The sequence below is a fragment of the Planococcus plakortidis genome (assembly GCF_001687605.2).
Lineage (GTDB): Bacteria > Bacillota > Bacilli > Bacillales_A > Planococcaceae > Planococcus > Planococcus plakortidis.
In genome coordinates, this window is sequence record NZ_CP016539.2 from 38978 (window position 1) to 58264 (window position 19287).

23 protein-coding genes are annotated in these 19287 nt (G+C 49.9%); 22 read left to right on the forward strand and 1 reads right to left on the reverse strand.

The window, feature by feature from the left end:
* Positions 1 to 28: 28 nt before the first annotated feature.
* The 8 genes from tmk to rsmI all read left to right on the forward strand — a co-directional run bounded on the left by tmk (position 29) and on the right by rsmI (position 5501).
* On the forward strand, positions 29 to 661 hold the full coding sequence (gene tmk / locus BBI15_RS00160; RefSeq protein ID WP_068871208.1) for a dTMP kinase: 633 nt from the start codon (positions 29 to 31) through the stop codon (positions 659 to 661).
* Between the two features lie 175 nt (positions 662 to 836).
* Entirely contained in the window at positions 837 to 1166 is a 330-nt protein-coding gene (locus BBI15_RS00165) for a cyclic-di-AMP receptor (protein WP_058382245.1), read from the forward strand.
* An 84-nt stretch (positions 1167 to 1250) separates the two neighbouring features.
* Positions 1251 to 2243, forward strand: a complete 993-nt coding sequence (holB, locus tag BBI15_RS00170) for a DNA polymerase III subunit delta' (protein WP_068871211.1) — start codon at positions 1251 to 1253, stop codon at positions 2241 to 2243.
* Positions 2244 to 2247: 4 nt separating this feature from the next.
* A complete protein-coding gene (locus BBI15_RS00175) occupies positions 2248 to 3060 on the forward strand; it encodes a PSP1 domain-containing protein (protein WP_068871213.1) in 813 nt (270 codons plus the stop codon).
* Positions 3061 to 3073: 13 nt separating this feature from the next.
* On the forward strand, positions 3074 to 3433 hold the full coding sequence (yabA, locus tag BBI15_RS00180; RefSeq protein WP_058382242.1) for a DNA replication initiation control protein YabA: 360 nt from the start codon (positions 3074 to 3076) through the stop codon (positions 3431 to 3433).
* A gap of 202 nt (positions 3434 to 3635) precedes the next feature.
* Positions 3636 to 4376: a tRNA1(Val) (adenine(37)-N6)-methyltransferase gene (locus tag BBI15_RS00185; protein ID WP_068871215.1), complete on the forward strand. Its 741-nt coding sequence runs from the start codon at positions 3636 to 3638 to the stop codon at positions 4374 to 4376.
* A complete protein-coding gene (locus tag BBI15_RS00190; RefSeq protein ID WP_068871217.1) occupies positions 4360 to 4632 on the forward strand; it encodes a GIY-YIG nuclease family protein in 273 nt (90 codons plus the stop codon). The genes BBI15_RS00185 and BBI15_RS00190 overlap by 17 nt, the downstream gene beginning before the upstream one ends.
* Positions 4629 to 5501, forward strand: coding sequence for a 16S rRNA (cytidine(1402)-2'-O)-methyltransferase (gene rsmI, locus BBI15_RS00195; RefSeq protein ID WP_068871220.1), 873 nt, complete (start codon positions 4629 to 4631; stop codon positions 5499 to 5501). The genes BBI15_RS00190 and rsmI overlap by 4 nt, the downstream gene beginning before the upstream one ends.
* Before the next feature lie 43 nt (positions 5502 to 5544).
* Here rsmI and BBI15_RS00200 read toward each other — a convergent pair whose 3' ends face one another.
* Entirely contained in the window at positions 5545 to 5823 is a 279-nt protein-coding gene (locus BBI15_RS00200; RefSeq protein WP_068871222.1) for a transition state genes transcriptional regulator AbrB, read from the reverse strand.
* Between the two features lie 307 nt (positions 5824 to 6130).
* Here BBI15_RS00200 and metG point away from each other — a divergent pair, with 307 nt between their 5' ends.
* The 14 genes from metG to pth all read left to right on the forward strand — a co-directional run bounded on the left by metG (position 6131) and on the right by pth (position 19194).
* Positions 6131 to 8098, forward strand: a complete 1968-nt coding sequence (gene metG, locus BBI15_RS00205; RefSeq protein ID WP_068871224.1) for a methionine--tRNA ligase — start codon at positions 6131 to 6133, stop codon at positions 8096 to 8098.
* A 193-nt stretch (positions 8099 to 8291) separates the two neighbouring features.
* Positions 8292 to 9059: a TatD family hydrolase gene (locus BBI15_RS00210; RefSeq protein WP_068871226.1), complete on the forward strand. Its 768-nt coding sequence runs from the start codon at positions 8292 to 8294 to the stop codon at positions 9057 to 9059.
* A gap of 86 nt (positions 9060 to 9145) precedes the next feature.
* Positions 9146 to 10477 carry a G5 and 3D domain-containing protein gene (locus BBI15_RS00215; protein WP_068871228.1) on the forward strand — a complete coding sequence of 444 codons (1332 nt, stop codon included), beginning with the start codon at positions 9146 to 9148 and terminating at the stop codon, positions 10475 to 10477.
* Positions 10478 to 10590: 113 nt separating this feature from the next.
* Positions 10591 to 11151, forward strand: coding sequence for a ribonuclease M5 (gene rnmV, locus BBI15_RS00220; RefSeq protein WP_068871230.1), 561 nt, complete (start codon positions 10591 to 10593; stop codon positions 11149 to 11151).
* The gene (gene rsmA, locus BBI15_RS00225; protein ID WP_068871232.1) at positions 11148 to 12026 is read left to right on the forward strand and encodes a 16S rRNA (adenine(1518)-N(6)/adenine(1519)-N(6))-dimethyltransferase RsmA; all 879 of its coding nucleotides are present in this window, start codon (positions 11148 to 11150) and stop codon (positions 12024 to 12026) included. The genes rnmV and rsmA overlap by 4 nt, the downstream gene beginning before the upstream one ends.
* Positions 12027 to 12187: 161 nt before the next feature.
* Positions 12188 to 12451, forward strand: coding sequence for a biofilm formation stimulator Veg (gene veg, locus BBI15_RS00230; RefSeq protein WP_058382232.1), 264 nt, complete (start codon positions 12188 to 12190; stop codon positions 12449 to 12451).
* A gap of 141 nt (positions 12452 to 12592) precedes the next feature.
* Positions 12593 to 13456: a 4-(cytidine 5'-diphospho)-2-C-methyl-D-erythritol kinase gene (gene ispE, locus BBI15_RS00235; RefSeq protein ID WP_068871234.1), complete on the forward strand. Its 864-nt coding sequence runs from the start codon at positions 12593 to 12595 to the stop codon at positions 13454 to 13456.
* A 57-nt stretch (positions 13457 to 13513) separates the two neighbouring features.
* Entirely contained in the window at positions 13514 to 14338 is an 825-nt protein-coding gene (purR, locus tag BBI15_RS00240) for a pur operon repressor (RefSeq protein WP_068871236.1), read from the forward strand.
* Position 14339: 1 nt separating this feature from the next.
* A complete protein-coding gene (locus BBI15_RS00245) occupies positions 14340 to 14717 on the forward strand; it encodes a RidA family protein (protein ID WP_068871238.1) in 378 nt (125 codons plus the stop codon).
* 139 nt (positions 14718 to 14856) lie between these two features.
* Entirely contained in the window at positions 14857 to 15141 is a 285-nt protein-coding gene (gene spoVG / locus BBI15_RS00250) for a septation regulator SpoVG (RefSeq protein ID WP_068871240.1), read from the forward strand.
* A 275-nt stretch (positions 15142 to 15416) separates the two neighbouring features.
* Positions 15417 to 16787: a bifunctional UDP-N-acetylglucosamine diphosphorylase/glucosamine-1-phosphate N-acetyltransferase GlmU gene (glmU, locus tag BBI15_RS00255; protein ID WP_068871242.1), complete on the forward strand. Its 1371-nt coding sequence runs from the start codon at positions 15417 to 15419 to the stop codon at positions 16785 to 16787.
* A gap of 17 nt (positions 16788 to 16804) precedes the next feature.
* Positions 16805 to 17767, forward strand: a complete 963-nt coding sequence (locus tag BBI15_RS00260) for a ribose-phosphate diphosphokinase (protein ID WP_068871244.1) — start codon at positions 16805 to 16807, stop codon at positions 17765 to 17767.
* 88 nt (positions 17768 to 17855) lie between these two features.
* A complete protein-coding gene (locus BBI15_RS00265) occupies positions 17856 to 18527 on the forward strand; it encodes a 50S ribosomal protein L25/general stress protein Ctc (protein ID WP_068871246.1) in 672 nt (223 codons plus the stop codon).
* Between the two features lie 106 nt (positions 18528 to 18633).
* Positions 18634 to 19194, forward strand: a complete 561-nt coding sequence (pth, locus tag BBI15_RS00270; protein WP_068871248.1) for an aminoacyl-tRNA hydrolase — start codon at positions 18634 to 18636, stop codon at positions 19192 to 19194.
* Positions 19195 to 19287: the final 93 nt, after the last annotated feature.

The following is a 19287-nucleotide window of genomic DNA, read 5'->3' on the forward strand; positions in this document are numbered from 1 at the left end:
GTTAAAAGACAAGGGAACAGGTGAAACTATGGGTTATTTTATTACGCTAGAAGGCGGCGAAGGATCGGGCAAGACGACTGCGTTAAAAAAGCTGGCAGAACGCTTGACGGCAGATGGGTTTGAAGTGGTGACGACGCGTGAGCCGGGAGGCATTGAAATTGCGGAGAAAATACGCGAAGTCATCCTGGACCGCACACATACGGCGATGGACGCCCGGACCGAAGCGCTCTTGTATGCAGCGGCGCGGCGCCAGCATTTGGTGGAACGGGTGTTGCCGGCGCTTGAGGCGGGAAAAATCGTGTTATGCGACCGTTTTGTCGACAGCAGCCTCGCTTATCAGGGACACGCGCGCGGGCTTGGGCTGGATGATGTGCTCGCGATCAATGAGTTCGCAATCGAAGGGCATATGCCGGAATTGACTTTGTATTTCGACGTCAACCCGAAAACGGGGCTTGCGCGCATCGACCTCGATCAAGGCCGTGAATTCAATCGCCTGGACGAGGAGTCACTGGCGTTTCATTACAAAGTGAGGGAAGGCTATTTGCTGTTGCTTGGCCGTTACCCGGAACGCATGCAGCTGATCAATGCAGAAAACGAATTGGACGATGTGGTGGCGGATGCGTATGAAGCCTTGCAGCGCTTTTTAGTTGAAAAACAATAAAGAATTTGCCGGCAGCCCTGTTCTTTTAGGGCTGTTTTTTCATGGGGCAAGATCCAGGGGCTTGTGCATATAGTCATGAATTTTTCGCATTGCCTAAAGGAAAGATGTGACGGCACGTTCGCCGTTCGTGTTATACTAATACATAGAGAAGCAACCAAAAAAGGAGTGAGTGCTGATGAAACTCGTCGTTGCAGTGGTACAGGATCAAGACAGTAACCGCTTATCCAACGCGTTGACGAAAAATGATTTCCGGGCTACCAAGCTTGCCAGTACGGGAGGGTTCTTGCGCTCAGGAAATACCACCTTTTTGATCGGGGTCGACGATAGCCGTGTCCCGAAATTGATGGATTTGATCCGCGATAATTGCCGTGCGCGTGAACAGATGGTGGCGCCGGTTTCCCCGATGGGCGGAAATGCGGATTCGTATATACCGTATCCGGTCGAAGTGGAAGTGGGCGGCGCGACGATTTTCGTCTTGCCGATCGAACAGTTTCAGCAATTTTAAGCAGCAGGCCAGCCATTTCTTCGTCCGCACTACCCGTGATCCATCTGGAACACGGGATTTTTTACAAAGTTTGAAGGTGGAATCATGCACAAAACCATAGAGGAATTGCAAGAGATGCAGCCAGTCGTATTGAAGCGGCTGCAAGGGGCATATGCCAATGACCGATTAGCCCATGCGTATCTACTCGAAGGGCCTTCGGGATCCGGAAAAAAAGAACTGACGCATTTTTTTGTCAAATTATTATTATGCGAAACACCAATCGATAATGTTCCATGTGAAACATGCCGCAGCTGCAAACTGTATGAAAGCGGCAATCACCCGAATATTTTATTCATAGAACCGGATGGCCAAAACATCAAAATCGACCAGATCCGCGATTTGATTTATACGATGAACAAGACGGCGCTGAACAGCGGGCGCAAAATCTATGTGATTGAGCAGGCGGACCGGATGAATAATTCGTCTGCCAATGCCTTGTTGAAGTTTTTGGAAGAACCGGAAGCGAATGTGACAGCGCTATTACTGACGGAACGCTTGAATGCCATCATGAGCACGATTCGCTCGCGCTGCCAGCTAGTATCGTTCCAGCCCTTGTCACGGCCGAAACTGATGGAGCGATTGATGGTGGATGGCATGACCGGCTCGATGGCGGCAACAGTTAGCATGCTGACGCAAAGTGAGCAGGAAGCGAAACGGCTGAGCGAGGAAGAACAGTTTGCCGAGGAGCGGAGACTGGTATTGAAGCTCGTCGAAACGGTGGGGGGAAATGTCCACGAGGCATTACTTTTGATTCAATCTGACTGGCTGCCTTTGTTCAAGGAGAAAGAAGATGCCGAAAGAGGGCTCGACATGTTATTATTTGCATATCGGGACATCGCGACAGTTAAAGCGGGTCTTGAAACTGCACGCACATATCCGGACATGGAAGAAACTTGGAAGCAGATGGCGCTTCAACGTTCGTTCGATGTATTGTCCAGGCAGTTGCAGGCAGTGTTACAAGCCAAACAGCAATTGCCGCGCAATATGAACCGGACACTGTTGATGGAGCAATTAATGCTGAATCTGCAGGAGGGGTAAACAATTGTATAAAGTAATAGGAGTCCGCTTCAAGAAAGCGGGTAAAATATATTATTTCGATCCAGGCGAAGCACTGATCGAAAAAGATGATTACGTCATTGTGGAAACAGCACGGGGCATTGAATACGGAAAAGTGGTCGTCCCTGTGAAGGAAGTCGGGGAGAACGATGTTGTCTTGCCGCTCAAGCAAGTGGTGCGCGTCGCCACTGAGCGCGACCGCCGGCAAGTGGAAGAAAACCGTTCGGAAGCGGAGCGCGCGTTTGAAGTCGGGACGGAAAAAATCGAGTCACATCGTTTGGATATGAAGCTGGTCGATGTGGAATACACATTCGACCGCAATAAAGTCATTTTCTATTTCACCGCAGAAGGCCGCGTCGATTTCCGTAATTTGGTGAAAGACTTGGCATCGATTTTCCGCACGCGCATCGAACTGCGTCAAATCGGCGTGCGCGACGAAGCAAAAATGCTCGGAGGCATCGGGCCATGCGGGCGCATGCTCTGCTGTTCGACGTTCCTCGGCGATTTCGAGCCGGTGTCGATCAAAATGGCGAAAGACCAAAACCTGTCATTGAACCCGTCGAAAATCTCCGGGCTGTGCGGCCGTTTGATGTGCTGCCTGAAATATGAGAACGACGAATACGAGCAGGCGAAAAAGGAAATGCCGGATATCGGCGCACGTGTCGAGACGCCAGATGGCAACGGCCGTGTGGTCAGCTTGAACTTGCTTGAAAGAGTGTTGAAAATCCGCCTGGCAGAGCAAGACCAGACGCTGGAATATACATTGGATGAAATCATGAACCAAGGGACGAGAGCGTGAGGTGGTGGTATCAGTGAAAGAAAAGAACTTTTTGGATACGGTCATGGATTTTGAACAGCAATTGGAATCGATGCAAGAGCAGTTCCGTGATTTGAAAACAGTCGTAGCGCGTACGATGGAAGAGCATCATGCGCTGCAACTGGAAAATCACCATCTGCGTGCCCGCCTCGATGAACTGAACGAAAAAGTGCCGGAACCGGAAAAAGTCGACCCGGTCAAATTGAAGAAAGCCGTCATGGATATCGGCGAAGGCTACGATAACTTGGCGCGCCTGTACCACGAAGGCTACCACGTCTGCAACGTCCATTTCGGCAGTTCGAGAAAAGGCGACGACTGTTTGTTTTGTTTGTCTTTCCTGAATAAGCAAAACTAACGAGAAAAGCGAGGGTGCCTGTACAGCTCTGACAGGCATAAGCCGAGTTCACGAAGCGGCATCCTTTGACCGTATAGGGGAATGGACTTAAGACCCGAGCACCAGGACGTACCGGCAAGGCAGGCATCATACAGAAATAGAACCAACAGGCTTCCGACACTCCGTGTGGCGGCAGCCTTTTATTATGGCAGGAGTGAACAATATGTTAACAGATGACGAACGCCTGGATTATTTGCTGGCGGAAAACTTGCGGATCATCCAGAGCCCTTCGGTATTTTCCTTTTCCTTGGACGCGGTGTTATTGGCGCGTTTTGCCTATGTGCCGAAAAAGCGCGGCCGGATCGTCGATTTGTGCACGGGCAACGGGGCAATTCCATTGTTTTTGAGTGCCCGTACCGAATCGACCATCACAGGTGTTGAATTGCAGCCCCGCCTGGCGGGAATGGCGCGCCGCAGCATCGAATTCAACGGCCTCGAAGAACAAATCGCTATCATTGAAGGCGATGTGAAGGAAATCCCGGCGCAACTCGGCTACGAGAAATTCGATACGGTGACTTGCAATCCGCCGTATTTCCCGGCGCATGACATGAGTGATAAAAACCTGAGCGAGCATATGGCCATTGCCCGCCACGAGCTGCACTTAACATTGGATGAAGCTGTGCGGTCTGCGAGCCAGTTATTGAAACAAGGCGGCAAAGCGGCATTCGTACACCGGGCGGGCCGCTTGATCGACATCATGGCAGCGATGCGGGCCAACCGCCTGGAACCCAAGCGCATCCGGCTCGTCTATCCGAAAGCTGGCAAAGAAGCGAATACCTTATTGATCGAAGGCATCAAAGATGGCAAGCCGGATCTGAAAGTATTGCCGCCGTTAATCGTTTACGGGGAAGACGGAGAATACACGGAAGAAGTGCGGGGCTTGTTGTATGGAACCGAAAAATGAGCATTATTTCTACGTACTTGAATGCGGGGACGGGTCGTATTATGCGGGATATACGAATGCTTTAGAGAAGCGCTTAGCGAAGCATGAAAGCGGAAAAGGTGCCAAATATACGCGCTCCCGCGGCCCGCTGACGCTCATTTACCACGAGTCATTCGAAACAAAGCCGGAAGCGATGAAAGCGGAATATGCCTTTAAACAATTGAGCAAGGCGGAAAAAATCGCCTATATTCGGGACGGAAAGGCGGAACAGACATGAAATCACAAAAAAGCTTCAGCGGCGAACAGACGACGCTTTACTTAGTGGCGACACCGATCGGCAATTTGGAAGACATGACAGTGCGCGCGTTGCGGTTATTGAAAGAAGTGGACGTCATTGCAGCGGAAGATACGCGCAACACGAAGAAGCTTTGCAATTATTTTTCCATCGACACGCCCTTGGTCAGCTATCATGAACACAACCAGGACAGCGGGGGAGAGAAAATCCTCCGTTATCTAGCGGAAGGGAAATCGGTGGCACTGGTCAGTGATGCCGGCATGCCGTGCATTTCCGACCCAGGGGAAGACATCGTAAAAAAAGCGGTCGATGCGGGTTACCCGGTCGTCCCGGTGCCGGGCGCGAATGCGGCACTCAGCGCATTGATCGCTTCTGGTATCACCCCTCAGCCGTTCCTGTTTTACGGGTTCCTATCGCGCAATAAGAAAGTACGCCAAGGAGAACTTGAAAAATTGAGCCGAAAAGAAGAAACTTTGTTATTTTATGAAGCGCCGCATCGTTTGAAAGATAGCTTAAAAAGCCTGATGGCCGTGTTTGGCGGCAATCGGCGGATTGTATTGGCCAGGGAAGTGACCAAGAAATTCGAGGAATTCCTTCGAGGAAACCTGGAAGAAGCGGTTGCTTGGGCGGAGTCGAATGACATCCGTGGTGAATTTTGCCTGGTGGTTGAAGGCAATCCGGAGCCAGCTGAATCAGAAGTGGACGAATGGTGGAAAGAATTGACATACGAACAGCATGTCACTCAATTAATGAAACAAAAGCAAATTTCTTCTAAAGAGGCGATCAAGGAAGTAGCGAAAGCGCGTGGGCTGCCAAAGCGGGATGTATATGAAGCCTTTCACAAAGATTGAAGCGAAACCATAAAAAAACCGGTGTGCATAGGCACGCCGGTTTTTATTTATTCAAATTGCTTTGGATTTCTTTGACAAGTTGTTCCGCGCCTTCTGGGCTGAGGATTAACTTCCCGCCGACCAATTGCATGTTTTCATCGGAAACTTCTCCAGTTACCGCACATGTCATATTAGGCATATATTTTTTCAAGATAATTTTGTCGTCGTCGACATAAATCTCCAATGCGTCTTTCTCTGCGATTCCTAGCGTGCGGCGCAATTCAATCGGAATAACTACGCGGCCCAATTCGTCCACTTTACGAACAATACCAGTCGATTTCATAATCATTAGCCCCTTTCAATTTTAGCGGCAATATTCGTCAAAATTCGACATTTACCACTTCTTGTCATAAAGCATACCAAGTAATGTCAATTTGGTCAATAAAAAACTATGGATTTCATAATAAATATTGGGTTTTTGAAGCAAATACCCATTATTTCGTTATTTTCTTGCCAATTATTTTCCTGCCTTCCTGTTCTGGGAAGCTAATCCAGGGGGAATGAGGCTTTTCCTTACGGGAGGAAACATTGTACAAAATTCACGACTTCGTTAAAATAAAGGATATACAAAAAAACTGGAGGAATTTTTCGTGACTGCCAAGAACAAGACATTTTATTTGACGACTCCTATTTACTATCCGAGCGGAAAATTCCATATCGGAACGGCTTACACGACCGTTGCATCCGATGCGATGGCCCGCTACAAACGCCTCCGCGGCTTCGATGTCCGTTTTTTGACGGGCATGGATGAGCACGGCCAGAAAATCGAAGAAAAAGCCCGCGAAGCCGGCAAAGAACCGCAAGCATTTGTCGACGATATGGCAGAAGCGGCGAAAAAAGTATGGGAAGTCATGGACATCAGCTATGACGATTTCATCCGTACGACAGAAGCCCGCCATAAGAAAGGCGTAGAAAAGATTTTCCAAACATTCCTCGATAATGGCGATATCTACAAAGGGGAATACGAAGGCTGGTATTGCACGCCTTGCGAATCCTTCTTCACGGAATCGCAATTAGAAGACGGCAATTGCCCGGATTGCGGGCGCCCGGTGCATAAAGTGAAGGAAGAATCGTATTTCTTCAATATGAAAAAATACGCAGACCGCTTGCTTGATTATTACGACAAGCATGTCGAGTTCATCGAGCCGGAATCGCGCAAAAACGAGATGGTCAATAATTTCATCAAGCCAGGCCTTGAAGACTTGTCTGTTTCCCGGACTTCCTTCGACTGGGGCATTCCGGTTCCTGGGGATCCGAAGCATGTCATTTATGTATGGGTCGATGCTTTATCGAATTACATCACCTCACTCGGCTACGGCTCGGACGACGAATCCCATTTCAATAAATACTGGCCTGCGGATGTGCACGTGGTCGGAAAAGACATCGTGCGTTTCCATACAATCTACTGGCCGATCTTCCTCATGGCGCTCGATCTGCCATTGCCGAAGAAAGTATTCGCACATGGCTTTATCATGATGAAAGACGGTAAAATGTCGAAATCGAAAGGCAATGTCGTCTATCCGGAAATGCTCGTAGAGCGCTACGGACTGGATGCAGCGCGTTATTTCCTCTTACGTGAACTGCCATTTGGGTCCGACGGCGTGTTTTCGCCGGAATCTTTCGTCGAGCGTACCAATTACGACTTGGCGAACGATCTCGGAAACTTGCTGAACCGCACCGTCTCGATGATCAATAAATACTTCGACGGGGAAGTGCCACAAGTCGACGGCTTCAAAACCGACTTCGACGAGACTTTGCAGACGATCGCTAAAAATACAGTGGCCGTTTATGAAGAGCATATGGAAAAAATGCAGTTCAGCCTCGTGCTGAGTGAAGTATGGACATTGATTTCCCGCACGAATAAATACATCGATGAAACGCAGCCGTGGGTATTGGCGAAAGAAGACGGCGACCGCACGCAACTCGCATCGGTCATGGCGCATCTCGCCGAGAGCTTGCGCATGACCGCCGTTATGCTGCAGCCGTTCTTGCCGAATGCACCGAAGCAGATCATCGAACAGCTCGGACTTGCACCGGAGTTCCTCGAATGGCAGACATTAGAGTCATTCGGCGCGATTCCTGCAGGTACGACCGTTGTGAAAAAAGGGACGCCGATTTTCCCTCGTCTTGAAGTGGAGCCGGAAGTGGCCTATATCCGCGACCAAATGCGCGGAGGGGCGGCGCCGGAAGAGGAGCAAGCACCGGTAGAGGCCATCCCGGAAAAACCGGATACCCCTGAAATCACGATCGATGATTTCATGAAAGTGGATTTGCGCGTGGCGACGGTGACGGCATGCGAACCGGTAAAGAAAACCGATAAGTTGTTGAAGCTGCAAGTGGATATGGGCTATGAAACACGCCAAGTCGTTTCCGGCATTGCGGAACATTACAAGCCGGATGAACTCATCGGCCGAAAAGTCATCATTGTCGCCAATTTGAAACCGGTCAAACTGCGTGGCGAATTATCGCAAGGCATGATTCTCGCCGGTCAGCAAAATGGCTACTTGACCATCGCTTCTGTAGACCAAAAGTTACCGAACGGCACACAAGTTAAGTAAATATTCACGTGACAGCCTGCTCAGTCGAGCAGGCTGTTTTTTTGATTTAAAGGACTTAAAGACTAGAAAAACAGCCGAAAACGGCAATATGACTTTAAAACATCATGTTTTGTAATCCAAATGTAATATCGCTGTGAAGAAAGAAATGGCTCTAACCCGTACAATGTAATCTATGTGAAGGAGACTGATGAAGATGTATATCGATACCCATGTTCATTTAAACGCCGATCAATATGACGAAGATTTGCAGGACGTCATCGATCGCGCGCTAAACAGCAAGGTGGAGAAAATGGTCGTCATCGGTTTTGACCGGAAAACGATCAAACGAGCCATTGAATTGGCCGAGCAATACGATTTCATCTACGCCGTGGTCGGATGGCATCCTGTCGATGCGATCGATTGCACGGACGAAGATCTTGAATGGATCGAACAATTGGCCGCACACGAGAAAGTGGTCGGCATCGGCGAAACGGGCCTCGATTACCATTGGGACAAATCACCGAGAGATATCCAACAACAAGTATTCCGCAAGCAGATCCAACTCGCGAAACGCGTCAAGTTGCCAATCATCATCCATAACCGGGAAGCGACAGAAGATGTACTGACAATCTTGCGCGAGGAAGACGCACAGGAAGTCGGAGGCGTCATGCACTGCTTCGGAGGCAGCGTCGAAACGGCGCAAGAGAGCATCAAGATGAATTTCATGATTTCACTTGGCGGGCCGGTAACATTCAAAAATGCCAAAAAGCCGAAAGAAGTGGCAGCTGAAATCCCGCTTGAGTATTTGATGATCGAGACCGATGCGCCATACCTTGCACCGCATCCTTACCGCGGCAAGCGCAATGAACCTTCCTATGTGCCACTGGTGGCCGAAGAAATTGCCCGCTTGAAAGAGCTGCCGGTCGAGAAGGTAGCTGAAGCAACGACGAAAAACGCAGAACGTTTCTATAAATTTTCATAAATGCTGGTTAATTAAGAAAGCAAATGCGTTGACACGAAAGTGGGACGCGCCTATAATCACTCAGGTGTATAAAGGAGGAGTTATTTTTGACAAAAGAAGCAAATAATCCCAGTAATAATAAATCATTTACAGGTAAATCAGTAGCTGTCAGCATGGCGACGGTTTTGTTATTCGCAGCCGTGTTGGCGTTCGCAATTTTTGAAGGCACCAAGAATACGGTAACGATCACAGCGAACGGGGAAACAGAAGAAATCCGCACGCATGCCGAAACCGTTGGCGACGTATTGGACGAGCAGGCGATTGAAGTCGGAAAAGATGATTTCCTCAGCCATTCAGCCGACACTAAGATTGATGGAGACGGCGCGATCGAATGGGATGAGGCGGAACAATATACCGTGACAGTTGACGGCGAGACACGTTCGGCTTGGACGACGGAAAATACAGTAGCCGATATCCTGGAAAAAGCGGAAATCGAAGTGACAAAGCATGACAAAGTAAGCCCTGCACTTGATGAAACAGTTGATGAAGAAACAGTAATCGATGTAGAGAAAGCCTATGAAGTGACCATCATGGATGGCGGAAAAGGCAAAAAAGTCTGGTCCACTTCGACTACGGTCGCTGACTTTTTACAACAGCATAATATTGAGCTAAGCAAACTTGACCGCGTAGAACAGGATATGGACGAATTGGTTCTTCCGAATTCGAAAGTCGAAGTCGTGCGCGTAGAAAAAGTCACCGATGTAGTGGAAGATGCTGTGAAGTATGCAGTGGAAACGAGAAAAGATTCATCCCTTTTGAAAGGCAGCGAAAAGCTGGTCCAAAAAGGGCAGAACGGATTGGTTAAGAAAACGTATGAAGTCGTGAAAGAAAACGGCAAAGAAGTGAAACGCGAACTGAAAAATGAAAAAGTCGTGAAAGAACCGAAACAGCAGATCTTGGCTGTGGGAACGAAAACAGTCGTAGCGAGCGTATCGCGCGGCACGGAGAAAAAAGCGACACCTGTCAAACAGGCTTCAGCTAAAAAAGAAGTAGCGCCAGCCAAGAAAGCGGCAGCTCCGAAAGCCCCTGAAAAAGCGAAGGCAGCACCGCAGCCAGCGAAAAAAGAATCCGCTTCTGAACCTGCGGGCGGCAAGGAATTCTATGTCTCTGCGACTGCCTATACAGCAAGCTGCACAGGCTGCTCCGGCATTACGGCTACCGGTATTAACTTGAAAGCGAACCCGGGACTTAAAGTGATCGCGGTGGATCCGCGCGTCATCCCGCTCGGTTCAAAAGTTTGGGTAGAAGGCTACGGCAATGCCATCGCTGGCGATACTGGCGGAGCGATCAAAGGCAACAAGATCGATTTGTTCATGCCGAACCGTTCCGATGCCATCGCTTTCGGGCGCAAGCAAGTGAAAGTGAAGATCCTCAATTAATCGAATACAGTATTATAGAAGGAAAAGCTTTCCCGGAGTGTCGGGAAAGCTTTTTACATGTTTGCCGAAAGCGCGGTAAAATGAATAAGAGCTACAGAAACGAGGGATAGGCCATGAAGATACAAGAAGTAATCGTTGTTGAAGGAAAAGACGATACGGTGGCAATCAAGCGGGCAGTGGGCGCAGACACAATCGAGACGAACGGTTCCGCCATCTCGGGCGAGACCTTGCGCCGCATTATGCATGCCCAGGAAAAGCGGGGCGTCATCGTTTTCACCGACCCTGATTATCCGGGCAGGCGTATTCGTGCTATTATTGAAGAACACGTGCCGCATGCCAAGCATGCCTTTTTGGCGAAAGAAAAGACTATTGCCAAAAACGGCAAAGGGCTCGGCATTGAACATGCCAGTGATGAAGATATCCGCCAAGCGTTAGAGGTGGTCTATACACCGCTGACTGCAGAGCGGCCAGTGGAGATCACCCTAGAGGACTTGATCGACGCCCGGCTGATTGCCCATCCGTCAGCGAAAGCCCGCAGGACAGAGCTCGGCGAAGCGCTCAATATCGGCTACACGAACGGCAAGCAGCTGCATAAGCGCCTGCATGTGTTCGGCATTACCAAACAGCAGTTTATCGACGCAGTGCAAGCGTTAACCCAGGAGGACAGAACATGACTAAAGATATAGCAACACCGATCCGCACACAAGAGATTATGGCGAAACACGGCCTGACGTTCAAGAAGAGCCTTGGCCAGAACTTCTTGATCGACCCGAATATTTTACGCAAAATTGTCTCACAAGCGGGTCTCACGAAAGACTCGGCCGCCATTGAAATCGGCCCAGGAATCGGTGCATTAACCGAACATTTGGCGAGGGACGCCGGGAAAGTATTGGCATTTGAAATCGACCAGCGGCTATTGCCGGTGCTCGCAGACACCCTATCGCCTTATGACAATGTCAAAGTGATTCATTCCGATATTTTGAAAGCGGATGTCGAACAAGCCATACAACAAGAACTGGCCGGGTTTGACGACATCATGGTTGTCGCCAATTTGCCTTATTATGTAACGACGCCGATCATCCTCAAATTATTGCTAGAAAAGCTGCCGATCCGGGGGCTTGTCGTCATGCTCCAAAAAGAAGTAGCGGAGCGTATCACGGCGAAACCCGGAACGAAAGCTTATGGCTCTTTGTCGATCGCCATCCAGTACTATACGGAAGCCGACTACGCCATGACGGTGCCGAAGTCGGTATTCATGCCCCAGCCGAATGTCGACTCCGCGGTCATCCGCATGATCAAACGGCCGGAACCGATCGTGAAGGTCATTGATGAAGACTTTTTCTTCTTGGTGACGCGCGGGTCATTCGTCCAGCGCCGCAAGACGATCCTCAACAACCTGCAAAGCGCCATGCCGAACGGGAAAGCGAAAAAAGACCTCATTTTGCAGGCGCTCGACGAAGCCGGCATCGACCCAGCGCGCCGCGGCGAGACGCTCAGCATCAAGGAATTCGGATTGTTGTCCGATAAATTGTATCCGCATTTCCATTGAACCTTGAAACTGTAACAGTTTTGGCACAGTTTTTTTCGGAAGTAGAATATTTCGGATAAATAATTGTTGCAATTCCTGAAAAGCATTGGTAAAATTAAAAATTTATTTGACTCCGCGGTCATTTTATGCTAGACTTTAGACTATAGTGAGGTGTAGACAAAATGCCCAAAACTTTGGCGGAGATTAAAAAGTCATTAGACCTGCATTTAGGGAAAAGGTTGCTGTTAAAAGCAAACGGAGGTCGCAAAAAGACGGTAGAACGTGCCGGAATTCTGCGTGAAACCTATCACTCCGTGTTCGTGATTGAATTGGATCAAGATGAACATGCATTTGAACGTGTATCTTATAGCTACGCGGACATCTTAACTGAAGCAGTGGAAATCACTGTCTTTGAAGGAACAGAAGACGCACTTGTCGTTAAATAATTGAACTCTATTTCATACTTACTTTATAACCCGCTTCCGGCGAAATCACCGGAAGCGGGTTTTTTCTGTTGTTCCGGTTCTTCGGAAGCCGTATGACTGTGTTAAAATAGTTTTCATCAGAACAGAAAAGGAGGCAGTGGAATGCTCTATGTAAAAGCGCCTGCCAAAATCAATTTAACACTGGACGTGTTATACAAGCGTCCGGATAATTACCATGAAATCGAAATGATCATGACCACCGTTGACTTGGCGGACCGGATCGGCCTCCAGGGGACAGCGAAAGGCATACATATCCAGTCGGCGGACCGTTTCGTGCCGAATGACTCGCGCAACTTGGCGTACCAGGCTGCGCAATTGATCAAAGATACATTCAATATCAAAACGGGTGTCATCATCTCACTCGATAAGCAGATCCCTGTGGCTGCAGGGCTTGCCGGCGGCAGCAGTGATGCAGCGGCGACATTGAAAGGCCTTAACGAGTTGTGGCAATTGAATCTGTCGCTCGATGAGTTGGCGGAGCTTGGTGCGAAAATCGGCTCGGACGTGTCGTTTTGCGTATACGGCGGGACGGCGCTTGCGACAGGGCGTGGCGAGGTCATCGAAGAACTGCCGGCACCTCCGCATTGCTGGGTCATTCTTGCCAAACCATCGCTTGGCGTCTCGACGGCGGACGTCTACGGGGCATTCGATCCAGACAAAGCAGACCATCCCGATACGCAAGCGATGATTGCAGCGCTGCGTGAAGGCGATTACGAAGCGATGTGCGACAATCTCGGAAACGCACTCGAGAGCGTGACAATGAATATGCATCCCGAAGTCGGGCAGATCAAAGAACACATGCTTAAATTCGGCGCTGACGCGGTGCTCATGAGCGGCAGCGGCCCGACCGTCTTCGGTTTGGTCAATCAGGAAGCGCGCATTCCGCGCATCTACAATGGCCTTCGCGGCTTCTGTTCCGAAGTATATGCGGTGCGTTTGCTCGGTGACCGGGAGCCCCTTGCTTAAATACGTATATTTATGGTAAGTTTTCATTAGAATATTCGTGTTTAGGAGAGGGTAGTAGTGAAATGGAAGCGCAGTGAACGCTTGGTCGATATGACGCATTATCTATTGGAACATCCGCATCAATTGATTCCGTTGACATATTTCTCGGATCTGTATCAATCGGCAAAGTCTTCGATCAGCGAGGACTTGGGCATTGTCAAAGAAACTTTTGAAGAAAAAGGTATCGGCCTATTGGTGACCGTGCCGGGCGCTTCAGGCGGCGTCAAATACGTGCCGAAGATGAGGGACGCCGAGGTTCGCCAGGTCATGGATGAATTGATTACCGAATTGAGCCAGTCGGACCGGTTGTTGCCGGGCGGTTATTTGTATATGACCGATGTGCTCGGCAATCCCCAAATGATGAACCGCGTCGGGAAAGTATTCGCCAGCGCATTTGCGGATGAGAAAATCGATGCCATCATGACGGTCGCAACAAAAGGTATCCCGATTGCACAGGCCACTGCGCGCCATTTGAATGTGCCGGTCGTCATCGTCCGCCGCGACAGCAAAGTGACGGAAGGCTCCACGGTCAGCATCAATTACGTCTCGGGTTCCACGCGGCGCATCCAGACGATGGTGCTGTCGAAACGCAGCATGAAAAGCGGCCAGCGCGTGCTCATCACCGACGATTTCATGAAAGTCGGCGGCACGATGAATGGCATGAAAAATTTGCTCGAGGAATTCGATTGCACATTGGCTGGCGTTGCCGTGCTCGTCGAAGCGGAGCACGCGGATGAGCGTCTCGTGGAGAAATACTTATCGCTTGTCAAATTGGATGAAGTCAGTGAAAAAGACCGGACCATCACTTTGAGAGCCGGAAATTATTTTGAAGGAGCGGATTAATATGAAATACGTAGCGACAGACAAAGCAGCAGCGGCAATCGGGCCGTATTCTCAAGGCGTCATTTCGGGGGACATGTTCTATAGTTCGGGGCAGATTCCGTTGAAAGCGGACGGAGAGCTCGCGCAAGGCGGCATTGCAGAACAGACGCACCAAGTGTTTGCCAATCTTCAGGCCGTTTTAGAGGAAGCGGGATCATCGCTTCAGCACGTCATCAAAACGACTGTGTTCATCAAAGATATGAACGATTTTGCAGAACTTAACTCTATTTATGCTTCTTATTTCGGTGACCACAAGCCCGCACGTTCCACTGTCGAAGTGGCACGCCTGCCAAAAGGTGTGAAAGTGGAAATTGAAGTCATTGCGAAAGTTGCACAATAAAGCCACCTTTTGGGTGGTTTTTTCATTTATTAAGTAAATTTTCTAATAAATTATGTAATTTTTGAAGGAATTTAGTCCTCTCCCCCGAATACAAACAAAAGCGCCAAAAAATTACAGCAAGAGAAGGGGAGATTTGAGAATGGAAGTAACTGATGTAAGGTTGCGCCGTGTCCAGACGGATGGGCGTATGCGGGCAATCGCTTCAATCACGCTCGACAATGAATTCGTGGTACATGATATCCGCGTCATCGACGGCAATGACGGCTTGTTTGTGGCCATGCCGAGTAAACGGACGCCGGACGGGGAGTTCCGCGACATTGCGCATCCGATCAATTCGGGCACCCGCAATAAATTGCAGGAAGCCGTGCTTGTCGCATATGAACAAAGTGAAGAACAGGCAGTACTCGAGAATGCCAGTATCTGATACGCAAAAGAACCTTCCATATAGAGAGAAGGTTCTTTTTTCATGGGCAAATACCGATTTACATGGGATAGCAAAAAGCGTTCGATTGCGCTTGTTTCGGGCTTTGTCATGGGATTGTCATGTCCTGTAACCTTGAAAATCAAGGGTTTTTCAGCTATAGTCAATAAGGAAACGTGAAAGTGGCATTTTTTTGCCTTGAACGGGTAGCGCTTTCGCCAGACAATCATTTTTTCAGTTAATCAGACTTGAATACAGGAAATGGAGGGATTCGACCGATGGATAATACATATGCGGTGATTTTGGCGGCCGGGCAAGGCACGCGGATGAAATCGAAATTGTATAAAGTACTTCACCCTGTGTGCGGCATGCCGATGGTAGAGCACGTGACGGGGAATATCCACCGCCTTGGCGTCGAGAAAATCGTCACGATCGTCGGGCACGGAGCGGAGAAAGTGAAGGACCAGTTGGGGGACATGAGCGAATATGCACTCCAGGAAGAGCAGCTCGGCACAGCCCACGCCGTGCAGCAAGCAGCGCCGCTGATCGAAGGCAAAGCTGGAACGACAATCGTCGTGTGCGGTGACACGCCATTGATCCGGCCCGAAACGATGCAGGCGCTCATCGACCATCACAAAGAATCAAGTGCGAAGGCAACCATCCTGACCGCCATCGCTGAAGACCCGACAGGCTACGGACGTATCATCCGTGGCGCTGAAGGAAGCGTCGAGAAGATCGTCGAGCAAAAAGACGCATCGGCTGAAGAGCAGGCCGTGACAGAGATCAATACAGGGACCTATTGCTTTGATAACGAAGCTTTGTTTGACGCCTTGAAAAATGTCTCGAACGACAATGTGCAAGGGGAGTATTATTTGCCGGACGTCATCGAGATTTTGCAGAAGCAGGGCGAGATCGTTGCGGCACACGCAACGGACAGCTTCGAAGAGACGCTCGGCGTCAACGACCGCGTGGCACTGAGCCAGGCGGAAACTTTCCTGCGCCGCCGCATCGCCGAACAGCATATGCGCGCTGGTGTATCGATCATCGACCCGGCGACTGCGTACATCAGTGCACAGGCGAAAATCGGGGCCGATACCGTCATCCACCCGAATGTCACCATCGAAGGCGACACGGTCATCGGGGAAGACTGCGTCATCACATCGAATACGCGCATCGTAGATAGCACGATCGGCGACCGGACGGAAATCCGCAGCTCTGAAGTGTATGACAGCACCATCGGCAACGATACGGCAGTCGGGCCATTCGCCCATATCCGCCCGCAATCCGCGCTCGGGAATGAAGTGAAGATCGGCAATTTCGTGGAAGTGAAAAAAGCCGAACTCGGCACGGGCAGCAAAGTATCCCATTTGAGCTATATCGGGGACGCGCTTGTCGGCAGCGGTGTCAATATCGGCTGTGGCACAATCACGGTCAATTACGATGGCAAGAACAAGCACCTCACGACCATTGAAGATGATTCGTTCATCGGCTGCAACTCGAATTTGATCGCACCGGTCACGATCGGCAAAGGCTCGTATGTCGCAGCTGGATCGACCATCTCGAAAGATGTGCCTCACGACGCTTTGGCGATTGCCAGAGCGCGCCAGGAAAATAAAGAAGGCTACGCAAGCAAACTAAACCGCAAATAATAGGAGGGTTCCCCCCAATGGGCATTCAAAATACTAACTCGAAGTTGAAAATCTTTTCGTTGAACTCGAACAAGGAACTGGCTGAGCAAATCGCAGAGCAAGTGGGCTTGCCGCTTGGCAAAAGCTCGGTAACACATTTTAGCGACGGAGAAATCCAGATCAACATCGAAGAAAGCATCCGTGGCTGCGATGTGTTCATCGTCCAATCGACTTCACAGCCGGTCAACGAAAACTTGATGGAGCTATTGATCATGATCGATGCCGTCAAGCGTGCGTCTGCGCGTACCGTCAACGTCGTCATCCCGTACTACGGTTATGCACGCCAAGACCGCAAAGCACGTTCACGCGAGCCGATCACGGCAAAACTCGTCGCCAACCTGCTTGAGACAGCCGGCGCGACGCGTGTCGTCGTATTGGATCTTCACGCTCCGCAAATCCAAGGGTTCTTTGATATTTTGATTGACCATCTGGTAGCTGTACCACTCCTATCCGATCACTTCCTGAATGATTCCAATATCGATCTCGAAAACGTGATCATCGTGTCGCCTGACCACGGCGGCGTCACGCGCGCGCGCAAGATGGCGGACCGCCTGAAAGCGCCGATTGCGATCATCGATAAGCGCCGCCCGCGCCCGAATGTCGCCGAAGTCATGAACATCGTCGGGAATGTCGAAGGGAAAACAGCGATCATTATCGATGACATCATCGACACAGCCGGCACGATCTCGATTGCGGCGAGCGCATTGATCGAAAGCGGGGCCAAAGAAGTCTACGCTTGCTGTACGCACCCAGTACTTTCCGGCCCTGCCGTCCAGCGCATCCAGGATTCCGTCATCAAGGAACTGGTCGTAACCAACTCAATCGCTCTTCCGGACGAGAAGAAAATCGACAAGATCAAGCAATTGACGGTCGCACCGCTTCTTGCCGAAACGATCATCCGCGTGCACGAGCAGAAATCAGTCAGTACTTTGTTTGATTGATCGCGTGTCAGAGTCTTCCAGGTTTCGGTTTTATGTGAACAGGGTAGTTATAAACTATTCGTTTAATATAACTGGAGGTTGAAATTATATGGCTACTAAAATGACAGCAGCGAAACGGGAAACAGGAAAACCGCATTCGGCCCTGACCGAGTTGCGCGGCGAAGGCAATGTGCCTGGCGTCGTATACGGCTACAAGATGGAAACGACACCGATTACGGTCTCTGAGATCGACCTGATCAAAACTTTGCGTGAATCCGGGCGCAATGGCGTCATCAGCTTGGACGTCGACGGTAAGAGCACGAATGTCGTCTTGAGCGATTATCAAATGGATTCATTGAAAGGCAGTTTCAAGCACGTCGACTTCCTCGCAATCAATATGTCCGAGGAAATCGATGTGGATGCAACTGTCCACTTGATCGGCGAATCACCAGGAGAAAAAGAAGGTGGCGTCGTCATGCAGCCAAACCGCGAAGTGCATATTCGTGTCAAGCCGAGCGACATTCCGGATTCCGTCGATGTCGACGTCAGCGAGCTCGCAATCGGCGACTCGTTGTCAGTCAGCGATATCCGCGACAAGTTCAGCTTTGAAATCCTGAACGACGATGATTTCCTATTGGTCTCCGTTACAGCGCCACGCACTGAAGAAGAGCTGGAAGAGCTGGAAACGGCAGACGAAGGCGAAGGAGAGCCTGAAGTCATCGGCGACAAGGAAGAAGAAGCAGCCGGCGAAGAAAAAACCGACGGCGAAGAAAAAGAATAAGCACACTATGCTTAAACAGGGACTGCCAAAGGCAGTCCCTGTTTTTATTGAAAAGGCGCAGCTTATGGTAAAATAAAAGGCAGTGAAGAAATAAAAGGAGTTTGCTATGAAAATGATCATCGGCCTGGGGAATCCAGGAAAAGCATATGAAGAAACCCGCCATAATATCGGCTTCCATGTCATCGACCGGTTGGCGAGTGACTGGAACGCACCGCTCACGCAGTCCAAGTTCAAAGGGATGTATTCCGTTGTCCATCGCCCGGAAGGCAAAGTGATGCTCGTCAAGCCGCTCACTTACATGAATTTATCGGGCGAATGCGTCGGCCCCTTGATGGATTATTACAATGTCGATATGGAAGACATTGTCGTCATCTACGACGATCTGGATTTGCCGGCAGGACAACTTCGCTTGCGCCAAAAAGGCAGTGCGGGTGGGCATAACGGCATCAAATCGCTCATCCAGCATCTCGGCACGCAGCAGTTCAACCGGATGCGTATCGGCATTAGCCGGCCGCCTAGCGGTATGAAGGTGCCAGATTACGTACTTGCCCGGTTCCGCGACGATGAGAAGCCGCTAATGAAAGAAGCGGTCGTAAAAAGTGCGGATGCGTGCAATTACTGGCTGTCGAAACCATTTATTGAAGTCATGAATGAATACAACGGATAATCGCTTTGGCGCATGCGTGCGTCCAAGGCTTTTTGCCGTTTCCTATCGTTTTTAAAAGGGTATTATAGCCAGCAAACGGCTTTATTTCGGACA

Coding starts and splice junctions, on each gene's coding strand:
- spoVG (WP_068871240.1), top strand. CDS start 14,857: ATGGAAGTAACTGATGTAAGGTTGCGCCGTGTCCAGACGGATGGGCGT.
- BBI15_RS00245 (WP_068871238.1), top strand. CDS start 14,340: ATGAAATACGTAGCGACAGACAAAGCAGCAGCGGCAATCGGGCCGTAT.
- BBI15_RS00165 (WP_058382245.1), top strand. CDS start 837: ATGAAACTCGTCGTTGCAGTGGTACAGGATCAAGACAGTAACCGCTTA.
- BBI15_RS00260 (WP_068871244.1), top strand. CDS start 16,805: ATGGGCATTCAAAATACTAACTCGAAGTTGAAAATCTTTTCGTTGAAC.
- BBI15_RS00200 (WP_068871222.1), bottom strand. CDS start 5,823: ATGAAATCGACTGGTATTGTTCGTAAAGTGGACGAATTGGGCCGCGTA.
- glmU (WP_068871242.1), top strand. CDS start 15,417: ATGGATAATACATATGCGGTGATTTTGGCGGCCGGGCAAGGCACGCGG.
- pth (WP_068871248.1), top strand. CDS start 18,634: ATGAAAATGATCATCGGCCTGGGGAATCCAGGAAAAGCATATGAAGAA.
- BBI15_RS00185 (WP_068871215.1), top strand. CDS start 3,636: ATGTTAACAGATGACGAACGCCTGGATTATTTGCTGGCGGAAAACTTG.
- rsmI (WP_068871220.1), top strand. CDS start 4,629: ATGAAATCACAAAAAAGCTTCAGCGGCGAACAGACGACGCTTTACTTA.
- rsmA (WP_068871232.1), top strand. CDS start 11,148: ATGACTAAAGATATAGCAACACCGATCCGCACACAAGAGATTATGGCG.
- ispE (WP_068871234.1), top strand. CDS start 12,593: ATGCTCTATGTAAAAGCGCCTGCCAAAATCAATTTAACACTGGACGTG.
- veg (WP_058382232.1), top strand. CDS start 12,188: ATGCCCAAAACTTTGGCGGAGATTAAAAAGTCATTAGACCTGCATTTA.
- BBI15_RS00210 (WP_068871226.1), top strand. CDS start 8,292: ATGTATATCGATACCCATGTTCATTTAAACGCCGATCAATATGACGAA.
- BBI15_RS00190 (WP_068871217.1), top strand. CDS start 4,360: ATGGAACCGAAAAATGAGCATTATTTCTACGTACTTGAATGCGGGGAC.
- rnmV (WP_068871230.1), top strand. CDS start 10,591: ATGAAGATACAAGAAGTAATCGTTGTTGAAGGAAAAGACGATACGGTG.
- holB (WP_068871211.1), top strand. CDS start 1,251: ATGCACAAAACCATAGAGGAATTGCAAGAGATGCAGCCAGTCGTATTG.
- tmk (WP_068871208.1), top strand. CDS start 29: ATGGGTTATTTTATTACGCTAGAAGGCGGCGAAGGATCGGGCAAGACG.
- BBI15_RS00265 (WP_068871246.1), top strand. CDS start 17,856: ATGGCTACTAAAATGACAGCAGCGAAACGGGAAACAGGAAAACCGCAT.